General features: G+C 70.1%; 12 protein-coding genes. 3 read left to right on the top strand and 9 right to left on the bottom strand.

Annotation, left to right across the window (positions count from 1 at the left end):
* On the top strand, positions 1–1,013 hold a 1,013-nt coding region (locus D7X74_RS42900; protein ID WP_120531498.1), incomplete at its 5' end, for a hypothetical protein.
* A 2-nt stretch (positions 1,014–1,015) separates the two neighbouring features.
* On the opposite strand, the gene D7X74_RS03615 is transcribed toward D7X74_RS42900, so the two are convergent.
* The 3 genes from D7X74_RS03615 to D7X74_RS03605 all read right to left on the bottom strand — a co-directional run bounded on the left by D7X74_RS03615 (position 1,016) and on the right by D7X74_RS03605 (position 4,503).
* Positions 1,016–1,768 carry an SGNH/GDSL hydrolase family protein gene (locus D7X74_RS03615; protein WP_233595328.1) on the bottom strand — a complete coding sequence of 251 codons (753 nt, stop codon included), beginning with the start codon at positions 1,766–1,768 and terminating at the stop codon, positions 1,016–1,018.
* A 307-nt stretch (positions 1,769–2,075) separates the two neighbouring features.
* Positions 2,076–3,188, bottom strand: coding sequence for a ferrichrome ABC transporter substrate-binding protein (locus D7X74_RS03610; RefSeq protein ID WP_199741751.1), 1,113 nt, complete (start codon positions 3,186–3,188; stop codon positions 2,076–2,078).
* Positions 3,189–3,309: 121 nt separating this feature from the next.
* On the bottom strand, positions 3,310–4,503 hold the full coding sequence (locus D7X74_RS03605) for an LLM class flavin-dependent oxidoreductase (RefSeq protein WP_120531496.1): 1,194 nt from the start codon (positions 4,501–4,503) through the stop codon (positions 3,310–3,312).
* Between the two features lie 114 nt (positions 4,504–4,617).
* Here D7X74_RS03605 and D7X74_RS03600 point away from each other — a divergent pair, with 114 nt between their 5' ends.
* The gene (locus D7X74_RS03600; protein WP_233601949.1) at positions 4,618–6,453 is read left to right on the top strand and encodes a DNRLRE domain-containing protein; all 1,836 of its coding nucleotides are present in this window, start codon (positions 4,618–4,620) and stop codon (positions 6,451–6,453) included.
* Between the two features lie 135 nt (positions 6,454–6,588).
* Here the strand turns inward: D7X74_RS03600 and D7X74_RS03595 are convergent, their stop codons facing one another.
* Complete coding sequence (locus D7X74_RS03595) at positions 6,589–6,987, bottom strand: hypothetical protein (RefSeq protein ID WP_120531494.1); 399 nt, start codon at positions 6,985–6,987, stop codon at positions 6,589–6,591.
* Between the two features lie 87 nt (positions 6,988–7,074).
* Positions 7,075–7,758, bottom strand: coding sequence for a helix-turn-helix domain-containing protein (locus tag D7X74_RS03590; RefSeq protein ID WP_158622171.1), 684 nt, complete (start codon positions 7,756–7,758; stop codon positions 7,075–7,077).
* Between the two features lie 87 nt (positions 7,759–7,845).
* On the opposite strand from D7X74_RS03590, the gene D7X74_RS03585 reads away from it, so the two are divergent.
* A complete protein-coding gene (locus D7X74_RS03585) occupies positions 7,846–8,250 on the top strand; it encodes a hypothetical protein (RefSeq protein ID WP_120531492.1) in 405 nt (134 codons plus the stop codon).
* Here D7X74_RS03585 and D7X74_RS03580 read toward each other — a convergent pair.
* Genes D7X74_RS03580 through D7X74_RS03565 form a run of 4 tightly spaced genes read right to left on the bottom strand, consistent with a single transcriptional unit; the run spans position 8,240 to position 13,206 of the window.
* Positions 8,240–8,650, bottom strand: coding sequence for a heme-binding protein (locus tag D7X74_RS03580; protein ID WP_120531491.1), 411 nt, complete (start codon positions 8,648–8,650; stop codon positions 8,240–8,242). The genes D7X74_RS03585 and D7X74_RS03580 overlap by 11 nt on opposite strands.
* Positions 8,647–9,048 (bottom strand): glycerol dehydratase reactivase beta/small subunit family protein, encoded by a 402-nt coding sequence (locus D7X74_RS03575; protein ID WP_158622170.1) that lies wholly within the window; start codon positions 9,046–9,048, stop codon positions 8,647–8,649. The genes D7X74_RS03580 and D7X74_RS03575 overlap by 4 nt, the downstream gene beginning before the upstream one ends.
* Positions 9,038–10,900, bottom strand: a complete 1,863-nt coding sequence (locus D7X74_RS03570) for a diol dehydratase reactivase subunit alpha (RefSeq protein WP_120531489.1) — start codon at positions 10,898–10,900, stop codon at positions 9,038–9,040. Before D7X74_RS03570 ends, D7X74_RS03575 begins: the two co-directional genes overlap by 11 nt.
* Positions 10,901–10,905: 5 nt before the next feature.
* Positions 10,906–13,206, bottom strand: a complete 2,301-nt coding sequence (locus tag D7X74_RS03565; protein ID WP_304984906.1) for a propanediol/glycerol family dehydratase large subunit — start codon at positions 13,204–13,206, stop codon at positions 10,906–10,908.
* Positions 13,207–13,219 lie beyond the last annotated feature (13 nt).

Here is a 13,219-nt window from a genome sequence, read left to right as displayed (position 1 = left end):
CCTTCGTCCCGCCGCCGACGCCGCCCACCCTTCCCGACCGGGGTTCCACGAAGACGGACATCCAGTGGGCCGCCAGGACCGCCCCGGTGTTCGTGGACATCAATGGGGACGGGACGGACGACATCATCGGGCACGTGCGCCGCATCGCCTCCTCGCAGGCACAGGACCTGGTGGCCGCGTTCGACGGCAGGACGCTCGCCCCGCTCTGGGAGACGCCGCCCGCGGAAGGGCCCGACACCTCCCGGACGACGAAGGTCATCGCGCAGGGGGGCCGGCTGGTGATGAGCGAACAGCGGGCGGTGAACCTGCTGGAGGCGGAGACCGGGAAGCGGCTCGGGCGCGTGCCCCTGTCGGACTCGCCGCGCCGGCTGTGCATCCCTCCGGGTGACACCGAGTCGGTCTGGGTGGAGGTGCTGGATGGCCAGCACCTGCTGCTGAACACGCGGACGGCCACCGCCCGGCCCGCGCCCCGGGCCCCGCCCCGCTGCGCGACGCCGCCGCTGAGCCCGCAGACGTGCTCCATGTCCCGTCCCGTGGAGCTGACCACCACCTGCGAGCGCTCCAGCTACCCGCCCTCCGACATCCGGGGCTTCTCCCCCACGTTCATCTACCGCAACGGCAGCGCCATCCTGGTGACAGGCACCCGGCGGCCGGGGACGTCCGTGCCCATGGCGGCGCTGTTCCAGAAGGGGACGAAGAAGCCCCTGTGGCACGGCGTCGTCGCGGACACGGATCCGCTCACCCTCAAGGACCGGACCCCGGAGGTCGCCGAGCTGACCGACGACGCCGTGTACCTCACCTACGAGCTGGAGCAGGGCGGCGTGCGGTTGGTGCGGCGCGACCTGCGCACCGGCGTCGTGGTCTGGGACGTGGCCATCCCCCGCTCCAAGGATGGCAGCGCGCCGGACGCCGTCTGGGCCCAGGGCCAGCGCGTCTACGTGCCGCACTGGACGTGGATGGATGTCTTTGAGGCCGACACGGGCAGCCTGGTCGGCACGATTGGACGCTGGTGACGTCAGAGGTGCTCGCGGATGGCCTGGTACCAGCGCTCCGCCATCTTCTCCTCACCCCTGAGATTCGGATGGACCCCGTCATACGTGTCCGTTGAGGGGACGAAGCCGGTCCACTGGTCCACCACGTAGACCGGCGACTCCTCCGTGCTCTTGGCCGCGGCCAGCAAGGGCATGCGCTGGTTGAGGGACTGGAGTTTCAGCGACGCCAGGGCGCTCGAGGTGGGGATGATCTGGGCCAGGAACACCTTCACCTGTGGGTTCACCACGCGCAGCCGGTCGATGATCTGCTCCAGCTCCAACACGGTGCTGTCCTCTGTCTGTTGATGGTACGTGTCGTTGGTGCCCAGGTGGATGAGCACCAGGTCGGGGCGCGTGCGCTCGGCCCAGCCAGAGATGTTCGCGAGCACCTGATCCGTCCGCCAACTCCAGTGGCCGTCATGGTCGCGATCGAACCAGACGTAAGTGCAGGTGTTCGCCCCCAGGTAGCCCGTCGTCAGGGTGCCCACGAAGTCCGCCCTGTAGCCCCTCGAGGTCAGCTTCCGCCAGAGCTGGCACCGGTAGCTGGCGTGCCCTGCCGCCCCCTGGGTGATGGAGTCGCCCAGCGGCATCACCTTCTTCGGCACCAGCGCGGCGACACCCGCCTCCTGCGTGCTCCACTCCTCCAGCGACTCCCCTTCCAGCGGACCGCTGCAGCCGAGCAGCCCCAGCAGCGCTACGCCCAGCGTGCCCCACACCTGATTCATCATCCGATGCATCAGAAGCCCCCTTCCAGGAAGTCCTGGTTATGAATCCCATCAAATCCAGGATCGCAATCAATCCAGCTTCAATGGAAGTTCATCGTCCCACCACCCAGATCGGGTTGTGGAATGGAAGCCACTTCGCCCGCTCCTGCTGCTCGCGGTGTTGGTCCTGGGCATTGTTCCCGCATCGCGGGGTGTATGCCTTTACGTACGGGGGTGGCACGCAGGCGACGGATGGACAGCCCTGACTACCGGACACGACACGGACCGCGGTAGGGCACCCGAGGCTTCCGGCACGGGACGCGGGCGCCCGCGCAGGGGCTCAGTAGACGCCAATCAGGTGGATCTGCACGCGGGGGTTGCCCAGGTACTCCTCCAGCCGCCACCGGCTGGACATCCCGTCGTCGTGGAGGCCCGCGCCCTGGGCCCCGTCCTGGGGTGGGTCGGCCACGGCGAGCGCCTCCTTCAACTGCGACACGGCCCAGACGTCGAACTTCGGATCGCCCGAACCTTCGAGCACCTTGAGGTCCAGCAGCTTGCCGTCGCGCGCCTGCCGGACCTCCACGATGGCGGCGAGCGCGAGCACCGGCGCGGTGACGTCCACCATGTACATGTTCGCCGCGCGCCCGGCCTCCACGGCGGCCTGCATGCGGTTGCGTGTCTCAAGGCGCAGGTCCCGGGGCTCGGAGACGACGGGGCTGCCCGTCTTGCCGAAGCGCTGGATGGCGTCCACCTGTTCGCGCTTCGCCCGCGAGGCGAGCAGCTTCATGTCCAGGGGCGGAGGATCCACCAGTTGCTTCGCGAAGCCCTTCTGGAGCTTCGCGAAGTACGGGTGCACCAGCCCGCCGGAGGCCCGCGCCGTCGCCGCCGCGTCCTGGGCCCAGCCGTCCACGCGCTGCCGCGCCTCCTCCGCCTGACGTTCCGCCAGCGCCTTCGGGTCCGGGGCCTCCCCATTGTTGCGAAGGGTCCGCCCCGTGGACGGAGGCCCCTTCAGCAGCCCACCGCCGAGCAGGCCCGGAGGCACCAGGTCGGGCGGCGGGGAGGCGCGAGGAACGTCCTGGGCCAGCGGAGGAGAGGAGGCCGGTGCATCCGGCTCCGAGGGCAGGGAGGGCCACTCCTCGCGTTGTTCAGGCGCTTGCCGGGGCGTTGACGGCCGCTCCGCGCGCTGGGCTGGCGCCTTCTCGGACGTCGCCGGAGGGGGAGGCCTCGGTCGCTCCGCGCTTCGGGGCGGCGTCTCATCCCTGGGGGCTGGTCGCTGTGCGGGAGGAAGGGGCACCGGCCGCTCCTCCGGAGGCACGACCTCCCATTCGATGGGCTTCGCTACCGCCGGGCGCCGGGCCGCCGGGGGCGGGATGCGCGACAACACGGCGAACAACGCCGCGTGCAGCAGCAGCGACACGACGAGCAGGAGGAACAGCTGGGAGCGGCGCGACACATGGAACAGCTTGCACCTCCCCGTCACAACAGTGAAGCCGCGCGGGGCGTGGGTGTTGGCGAAACACCCCTCCCTGCCTGCTCCCGGGGAGGGGCCGGCTGCCCGGCCCCCGTGCCTGTCCCTACGGCGGCGCGGGCGTCCTGAACTCCGGGATGAGCCCTCCCGTGAGACGGATGCTCTTCATCACCTTGTCGTGCGTCAGGGCGCCCACCTGGTGGAAGGACATGAGCGCGTCGATGCCCAGCGCCTCGTAGCGCTTCAGCCCCTTGCGCACCTGGTCCTGCGTCCCGACGATGAGCGAGTCCTGCCCGCTCAGCACCTCCCAGACCTGCTCGTCCGGCACGTTCTCGCCGGACATGATGCGGCCCAGGATGCGCTGCGCCTGGGACTGCGGCGCGTTCGGGTTCTTGTTGCGCACGTACTGGCCCGTCAACCCACCGCCAGCGGGGTCCTTCGCCAGGGCCTCCAGCTCCGCGGCCGTCTTCACGAAGGCGTCCTTCGCCTCGAAGAAGGTGAAGGAGCCGGCGGTGTACCAGGCCGCGGCCTTCGCGGCGCCGTTCTCCATCGCCTCGCGTTCGCTGTCCGCGCAGTGGACGAAGGTGAAGAAGGCGACCTGGTCGTTGACGAACTCGCCCACCGGCTCGCAGCGGGTGCGCAGCGCCTCGCGGTAGATGTGGATCATCTCCGCGACCTCCTCCGGAGAAGCCCAGAGCGTCACCCCCAGCGCCCCCACGCCGTTGCGTCCCGCCTGCTCGAACGAGGCCGGACTGGAGCACGCCTGCCACAGCGGAGGGTGCGGCTTGCGGTACGGCTTCGGGATGACGCTGATGTTGTTGAGCTTGATGTCCGCGCTGTCCCAGGAGACCTTGTCCTGCGTCCACAGCTTCGGAAGCAGCTCGAAGGACTGCTGCATCTGCCCGCGCGTGGCGTCAGGCTCGACGTTGAAGGTGCGCCACTCCGGGATGGTGCTGCGCGCCAGTCCCAACTGGAAGCGCCCACCGCTCAGGTGGTCGATGAAGGCCGAGCGCTCCGCGATGCGGATGGGGTGGTTGAAGCGCGTCGGCGCCAGCACCGACGAATGCCCCACGTGGAGGTTCTTCGTGCTCGTGGCGATGGCCGTGAGCATGATCTCCGGCGCGGAGCTGTAGCTGAACTCCACGGCGGCATGATGCTCCACCTGCCACCAGACGCCGTAGCCCAGCTCATCCGCCAGCCGTGCCTGCTCCAGCGTCTCCTGGATCAACCGGTGTTCGTGGTCCGGACCGGTCCAGTGCTCCTTCGGGTGCTGCATCTCCGAAAAGATGTCGAGCCGCATGTCGTCCCCTCTTTCCGCCATGGAGGCGCGTCACCCTCCAGGACGGAAAGGCCGCACCCCATGAGGTAAATTCAACTTAAGCTGTTTTTACTCAAAAAGGGAGGAGTGAAACACATGAGCACGGACTCACGGGGAATGACGCATGGGTTCAACACCCGGCGGTGGTTGCTCACGGGGCTGGCGCTGGCGCTCGCGGGCTGCGGTGCGGAGCGGGAGGACGCGGACGCTCTCCATGGCGCACAGCGGCAGGCGCTCACGACGTTGACGGCGACGGAGGACGCCTATGTCCATGAAACCAACGCCGCCTCCAACTACGGCGCGGCCACCTCGCTGTTCATCAAGAATGACGCGGGCGCGAACCGGTATGCCTTCCTGAAATTCAAGCTGACTGGGATTGCGGGTGTCACCAGCGCCCGGCTGCGCGTCCACGGAAGCGCGTCCTCCAGCACGACACTCCAGGCCTTCCAGACGGCGGATGGCTGGGCGGAGTCCTCTCTCACCTGGAGCAACAAACCCGCGGTGGGCAGCCTGGTGGGGTCCGTGGCGCTCACGACCGCGGACGCGGACTACGAAATCGACGTCACGGCCTACGTGAACGCGCAGGCGGCCGGGGACGGCACGGTATCCTTCGTGTTGCAGGAGACCGTGGGCAAGTACACCACGCTGGTCAGCAGCGAGGGCAGCGCGAACGTGCCCCAGTTGGACGTCACCCCCAGCGGTGGCGGCACGGGTGACACGCAGCCACCCACGGTGCCGGCGAACCTGACGGCCACCGCGACCTCCAGCAGTCAGATCAACCTGGGGTGGAGCGCGGCGTCCGACAACGTGGGCGTCACCGGCTATGCGCTCTACCGGAACAACGCGTTCCTGAAGAACGTCAGCGGCACGTCCGCGAGCGACACCGGCCTCGCCGCTTCGACGACCTACAGCTACGCCGTCAGGGCGCAGGACGCGGCGGGCAACACGTCCGGCAGCAGCGTCACCGTCAGCGCGACGACCCCGGGCGGAGGCGGGACGACGTGCGCGAACGCCCTGGCCTCGACGGCCGCGATCCAGGCGGCCTTGAAGAGCGCGGCACCCGGCGCCCTCCTGCTCCTCGCACCGGGAACCTACGTCGGCAACCGGTCGACCAGCGGCGACCCCGGTGGCCAGGGCCTGTTCTATTCAGGCCAGAGCGGCACGTCCGCCAACCCCATCGTCCTGAAGAGCTGTGACCCCGCCAACCCGGCCACCCTCACGGGGACCTCGGTCAAGGATGGCTCCTATGGATTCCACCTGACGGGCGACTACTGGCAGGTCCGCGACCTTCGCGTCACCCAGGCGCAGAAGGGCATCATCATCGACAACGGCAATCGCAACCTGCTGCACGGCGTGGAGGTCCACACCGTCGGGGACGAGGCCGTGCACTTCCGGGATGGCAGCTCCTACAACACGCTCCAGGCCTCGCGCATCCACGACACCGGCCTGTACCAGGCGAAGTACGGCGAAGGGGCCTACGTCGGCTCCGACGTCAGCAACCCGTACGAGCACGTCGTCGTGGGCAACGTCATCCGGACCACGGAGTTCGCCGGGGGCATCACGGCGGAGCACATCGACATCAAGGAAGGCGCGGATGGCACGCTGGTGGAGGGCTGCACCTTCCAGGGCGCGGGCATCTCCGGCGAGAACAGCGCCGACAGCTTCGTGGACGTCAAGGGCGTCAACACCGTGGTGCGCGACAACCGGGGCTACCGCCAGGGCAATCCCAAGGTGCTGGATGCCTTCCAGGTCCGCACGCACGGCACCGGCTACGCGACGGGCGAGAACAACGCCTTCTCCGGCAACGTCGTCGACCTGGACGACTCCCCGGGCTACGTCGTGTTCGCCACCAGCCAGGCCACGGGCACCACCGCCAGCGGCGATGTCCGCACGGGCGGCGGCAACCTCTACAGCAGCAACGTGAACGACTGACGCCGGGCTGAAGCAGCCCCGCGCCGTCCGGAGGGCACTGCCTTTCGAAGCATTCCTCACTGCCACAGCCGGGTGATGCTCTCGCGGATCCGAACGGTCCCCGACACCCGAAAGGTGCCGGGGACCGGGGGCAGGCTACGGGTCCTCCGGAGGCACGGTGCACGTCCACCTGCCGTTGAAGGTGCAGTAGCAGCCGCCCGTGGGCAGTCCCTCCAGACAGCAGTCGCGTGAGGCGCCCGGGGACGGGCACGCCGTGCCATTGATGAAGACACACGCATTGGCGCGCGAGCAGATGAGCGGGGGCGGCGTCGTCGGGCAGTACTGGTACACGCCGTCACACTGCACGTGAGAACCGTCAACCGCGGAGCAACTGGCGCCCTGACAGGTGAGCGTTCCCGAGGAACAGGCCGCCGAACAGGAGAGGGCGCTCGACTGCTGCCCGAATTCCTCCTGCGCCTCGCCGGACTCCATGCCGCCACAGGCCACCAGCCCCGTGACGAGCAACGCCGCGAACATTCCCAGACAATGCTTCATGGTGTGTCTCCTTCTTGAAGGGGGACGGGCTACGACAGACGCAGTCTGCACCATTCATTGCCAGGAAGTCCTGCTCAGCCCCCGACCTTATCGTCCGGCGAGCTGAAGACAGACGGCGCGCGTCGGGTCATCGACGCGCACCAGGGGCTGGGGCTCCTGTGAGAAGTCCGGCTGCCGCCAGCCCTTCGGCACGCCCGGGAAGGCCAGCACCCGCTCCAGGGTGTCGTTGAGGCGGGCGTCACCGGTCAGCAGCCGCTCCCGGTGCAGCCGGAAGGTCATGCCCCGGGCCAGCGTCTCCCAGTCCACGACGAAGGGACGCAGCAGGCGCGGGTCGAACAGCAGCGAGAACATGTCCGGGGTCGCCGGCATGGCCTGGGGTTCGGCGAGGAAGGCGCTGAACACGCGGGTCGCGGCGTCGTTGCTCCGAACGAGGGTGCCGTCGAGCGAGAGGGCCACGAGCGGAAAGGGCTCGTGCTGGCGCATCATCTGCGCGAGGGCGGCGTCGAGCTCCGGAGCGAGGGCCGCGAGCGGAGGCTCGGCGAAGCGGGGTTCGTAGCCGGCGGCCACCAGCGCCTGGTTCTGGGCCCGGAGCGGGGCGCCGAGCACCGACAGCAGGCGCAGCACCATCTCCTCGCCCGGACGCGCGCGGTTCGACTCCAGGTAGCTGATGTGCCGCGCCGAGACGTCCGTCTCCAGCGAGAGCTCCAGCTGCGAGAGGCCGCGTCGCTGGCGCCAGTACCGCAGGAGCGCGGGGAAGAGCTGACCGGTCATCGCGCGAGCATAGTGGACGGCCCCGCCGACGCGATGACCTGGGGAGGTCATTGAGCAGAGCCACGCCCCTCACGCACCGTGGGCGCCATGACACGAACGACCTGGTTCACGGTGACGGGCTGCATCGCCCTGGGAGTGGGACTCTTCGCGACGCTGCTGCCGGACCTGCTGCTCGAAGGCAAGGGCGTCGCGGCCGGGCCCGCGACGCGCATCTGGGTGCGCGAGGTGGGCGTGCTGCTCTTGTGCCTCGCGGTGATGGCCTTCTTCGTCCGGCGTCACCCCGACTCACCAACGATGCGCGCGCTGCTCGTGGGCAACGGCCTCGTGCACGTGGGCCTGTTCCCCATTGAAATCATCGCGTGGCACGAGGGCATCCTCTCCCGGCTGTCGGGCATCGTCCCCAACTCGGCGGTGCACGTCGTGCTGGCGGCGGGCTTCTTCTGGTTCGCCTCCCAGATGACGGTCCCTGGGCCCGGTGCCCTCAGCCGGTGAACGCGGCGGCGCCTGCTTCAGCGACCTGCTGGTCCTGTTCGACGGAGCCCGCGCTCACGCCAATGGCACCCACGAACTCGCCCTGCTCGTCCGTGAGCGGGATGCCGCCCGCGAAGGAGACCAGCCCTCCACTGTTCCGCTCGATGCCGAAGAGCGGTGCTCCCGGCTGGGTCAGCGGCCCCAACAGGCGGGTCTGGAGCTTCAGCGAGATGGCGGTGTAGGCCTTGCGCTGGGAGATGTCGACGCTCGCGAAGATGGAGCCATCCATCCGCGCGAAGGCCACCAGGTGCCCCCCTGCGTCCACCACGGCGATGTTCATGGGATGGCCCATCTTCTGGGCCTCCCGCTTGGCCGCGTCGATCATCTTCTCCGCGGCCGCCAGCGTCAGCTTCCTGCTCATGGGGCGTTCTCCTTCAGGGACTTCGGGGACGCGGCACGCCGCGACAACGGCGTGCCCAACGGCATGACCTTGACGAGGCGCGCGGCGTCCTGGCCCAGCAGCCGCAACACGGGAGCGCTGGCGTCGGTGACGTGCAGCACGGGCGCGTCCACCGGAAGCTGGCTGAAGTGGACGCATGCCTCGCAGCCCGCCACCGCGACGCCCACCAACAAACGGGAGCGCACCGCCGCCTCGTGTGCGGCGACGAGGAGCGGTGCGTCCGTCGGTTCGCACTGGAAGGGCACGCCCTCCTCTTCCAGGCCCGCGCAGACCTCGCGCAGGGCCGCCAGGGCGTCGCGGCGGTGCACCACCCGGACCGTGGGCCTTTCGGCCGCCTTGTCCCGCCGCTCATCCCTCACGGGCTTGCTCCGCGTGGGCGGCGACGAGCCCCGTCGCCACGGCGTTGCGAGGCCCCTCGGTGCCCCGGACATTGCCCGTCCCGCAGACGATGCCGTACTCAGCGGTGGCGTCCGCGATGAGCTCCGGGATTTCAAAGTCCAGCGCGGAGCCGCCCAGCAGCACCACGAAGTCCAGCCGCCGCAGGTTGCCTCCCGGCGCGACCTGCTCCAGGGCCCGGAGCGCGTTCACCACGAACACGCGCCGCTTCGCGTCCCGGCGGACCTGGCGGATCTTCTCCAGCGGATGGCGACACGGCACCGGCGCCAGCACGCCGTGCTCCTTCAAGGCCACCACGCGCGCGAAGGTCTCCGCGGGCAGGGGCGCGTCGAAGAACGCCACCTGACCGTTCTCCAGCCGCAACTGGAAAAGGCTCTCCACCTTGGCCAGCGGGTAGCGTTTGACGTTCTCCGCGGTCTCCTCGTCCTCCAGCCCCAGCTCGGAGGCGATGAGCCGCGTCACCAGGTCCCCGGCGCCGGAGACGTGCGTGGTGCGCACCTCGCCCTGCCCGTTCGCCAACGCCGCATCGGTGGAGCCGCCGCCCAGGTCCAGCACCGCCACCGGACGCTCCGTGCCCGGCGTGGTCAGCGCGCCCCTGAGGGCCATGTCCGCCTCCACGCCGCCCACCCGCACGCCACAGCCCAGCTCCCGCGTGAGCACCTCCGCCAGCCGCGCCATCGCGCCGTGGCGGGTGCGCACCATCGCGGCCAGGGCCACCGCGCTCTCCAGCGCGAACTCCCCCGCCAGCCCGCCCCGGACCTCCCGGGGCACGAAGGTGTCCACCGCGAGCACGTCCCGGATGTGGACCGTCTCCGGCGGGTCCCCGGTCAGCTCCGCCATGGTGTCGCGCACGCGGGCCAGCATGCCGCCCACGTTCGTCCCCGGCGCCCCCACCGCGTCCTGGAGCGGCTGCACCCGCCGCAGCAGGCGCATGATGGCCTCCGCGCCCTCCGTGACATCAATCGTCTGCCGCGTGCGCTCACCGATGAGCTCCAGCGCGCCCGCCGGGATGCGCCGGTCCGTGATGTCGCCCGCCGGCGTGCGGATGACCACCGCGGAGCGGCTGCCCACCAGCGCGCGGGAGATGGGCGCGGCCAGCCGCGTCTCCTCCGCGCTCAAACCGAAGAGGGTCGCGAGGCCATAGGGATTGGAGAGTTCGCGGAGGGTGTGCCCCGGCGGCGCGACCTCCACCGCTGCCTGCATCCCCAGGGGAACGCGGTCGATGAGGGCAATCTCATCCACGATGGGAATGGGCTGCCCCAGCCGGTTGCCGATGAGGCGCGCATCGTCCCGCTGCACCATCGCGCCCCGCACGACGACCCCGCGCGCGCGGGCGGCCTCGAGCGCCGACGCGGCGTCCTCGTAGTCCACGTCCCCGGGAATCACCACGATGACCGGGGCCGGGTCCGTCCGCTCGCCCAGCGCGTGGAAGGGCACGGTGACGCCCACGCCCAATCCCAGCCCACCGGGCGTGGCCGGATCATGGCCAATCATCGTGGACTCGGTGATGACCGTCTCGGTGAGCGTCTCCATCGCCATGCCGCTGATGACGGGCGTGGCCTCGTTGAGCAGCACCGTGTCCAGCGCCGACAGGGGACGTCCGGCCCGCGCCAGCGCGCCGCTGATGGCCTCCAACACGCCCTGGACGTTGCGGGTCGTGCCCTTGATGCCGCTGGTGCGCGCGATGCCGCCGCCCAGGTAGCGCACGCCCTGCCCGTCCACCTGCGCGATGCACGCCTCGGTGGTGGAGTTGCCGATGTCCACGCCCACGACCAGCCGCGCGGCCGGGGCGTCCGCTTGCGTCGGGGAGCCCATCGGCGTCAGCCGAAGGAGACCGCGAGTTCCAGGGGGGCGCGGCGGGCCTCAATGAACTCCGTCTCCTTGAGCTGGAGCACGGCGGCCTTGGCCTGGTAGCGCGGCCGGGCCATGAAGTCGTTGCGCACCGGAACGGGCTCCGGCGCGTCTCCCTTCGCGTAGCGCGCGGCGTTGCGGCCAATCTTGCGGAAGGTCTCCAGGTCGAGCAGCGGCGCCTGGGGGAACAGCTCCAGGCTGGACAGACGCGGCAGGTCGCGCTGGTGGATCATCGTCGTGCCCCGGGCGAGCAGCCCCACGGAGATGCCCGAACCGCTCAGGCGCGCCCCCGAGTGCGCGATGAAGGCCAGGTCCGCGCTCGACAGCACCCGCACCACGCGCGCCGACACGCCCTCCTCCTCGATGCCCGCGAGGACGCTCCGGAGCACCTCCGCCAGCGGCACGTCCACGAGGGTCCGGGTGAAGAAGCGCGCGAAGGCCGGCGACACCGCCACCACCACCTCGTCGCTCCGGGTCCCCGGCTTCGCCGGACCGCGCTCGTCCAGCGTGAGGATGCGGCCACCGGTGCCCACCGCCGGGCCCTGCCCTCCCCCCGTCGTCTCCGGGTTGTTGGCGTTGGTCGTGTAGCGCAGCCGCTTCAACTCCTCCCAACGCGCGCCCGTCGGGCGGAAGCCCGTCCCCGGTCCTGCGTAGTCATTGGGGTCGTTCACCGCGCTCAGGGGTTCGCCGTGCGCGTCCATGATGGCGGAGGTGTGCAGCAGGTCGCCGGTGACGCGCTGGCGCAGCAGGTTGAAGACGCTCTCCGCCACGTCCCGGAAGCCCTGCGCCTCCAGCGCCTTGACGACATCCAGGCCGGTGATGCCCCGCTCGGTCATGGACTGCGCCGCCTTCAGGTCCTCCACCACCTTGCGCAGCGGCAGGTCCTCGCTGCCGTGCGCGTAGGTGACGGCCTCCACCTCCGCGTCGGTGATGGGCGGGAAGCCGAAGGACTCGAACACCGCCTGGAGGGCCCGGGCGGCCTTCTCGCGCACGGCGAGGATCTCCTCCTCGGGCACGTGCCGCAGGCCCCCGTCCACCTTCAGGTCGCGCTGGAGCACGTTCCAGTCGTCGTAGTCGGCGGCGTCGAAGTTGGAGCCGGCGAACATGTTGTCCGCGTTGGGCACGCTGGAGTAGCCGGAGCAGACGAAGTCGGTGCCCGGCAGCAGTTGCATGAGCCCGCGCGCCGTGCGCCGCAGGTCCGAGTGCGAGAAGCTCTGGTCGTTGCCGGACGCGCATTCCAGGTCCAGCGTGCTGGCCACCAGGTTCTCCGCGAGCACGGCGCGGATGCCGGAGGGCACCGCACCGGGCACGCCGATGCAGCTGATGGAGCCGTTCTGGAGCCCCTGCACGCCCGCGCCCTTCGCGATGAGGATGCAGCGGATCTCCAGGTACAGCATGGAGCGCCCTTCCGCGTTGCCCATCTGCACCTCCGAACCCGTGCCGGAGGTGAAGCGCATCTTGATGCCGCGCGAGGCATAGGCGGACGCGAGGAAGGCCTTGGACCAGGGCGTATCATCCCCGTCCACGAACACCTTCTCCGTGCCGTACACGGAGATGGTCTCCGCGTAGGTCGTCAGGCCCTTCATGCCCAATTCCAGCTCCGTGGCCTCCTCCAGTGCACACTGCGTGAGCACGCCCGGGCGGCCCGTCTGGGCGCCAATGAGCAGCCCCAGCGCGGCCAGCGGCGCATAGCGGACGATGCCCAGCGTGGTCTCCAGCTCGGAGAAGCCGCGCAGCGCGCCCTCCGCCGCGTCGGCGGCGATCTGCAAGGGATTGTCGCGGCCGCTGGTGGCGTGCGCCTGGTTGGACGTCGTGCGGCGGGCACGCATCTTCTGCATGCCCATCATCATCTCGACGACGTTCATCGTCTTCATCACCTCCAGGAGCCGGGCGGGCGTGAGGCCCCGGGCCAGCGCGACGACCTCCGCGCGGGGCACGCGCGCGTCCACGATGCGGCGGGCGACCTCGTCCGCGGGCACCGCCATGCACTGCTCCGACGTCGCGACGTCGATGGCGTGGTCGGCGATGAATTGATCGATGAAGTCGAACTCGCTGCGCAGCCGACCGTCCATCTCCACGACAACGCCCCCCTGCACCCGGATGCTGGAGCGGGGGTCTCCGTCGCTCTCCATCGCGACCAGGCCGACCTCGGGCCACTCGTCCACGAAGCCGTCGCGGTTGACGGGCCGCGCCTCCAGGAGCTGCGTCCGAAGGGATGTCCGCTTCGTGCGCCCCGGTGCTGCCTCGGTGTGGCTGGGCCCGTTCGCCATCGGTGTTCCTCCT

It is taken from the genome of Corallococcus sp. CA047B (assembly GCF_003612065.1).
GTDB classification, from domain to species: Bacteria; Myxococcota; Myxococcia; order Myxococcales; family Myxococcaceae; genus Corallococcus; species Corallococcus praedator.
The sequence above is the reverse complement of the archived record's forward strand: the minus strand, read 5'-3'. Positions and strand labels throughout refer to the sequence as shown.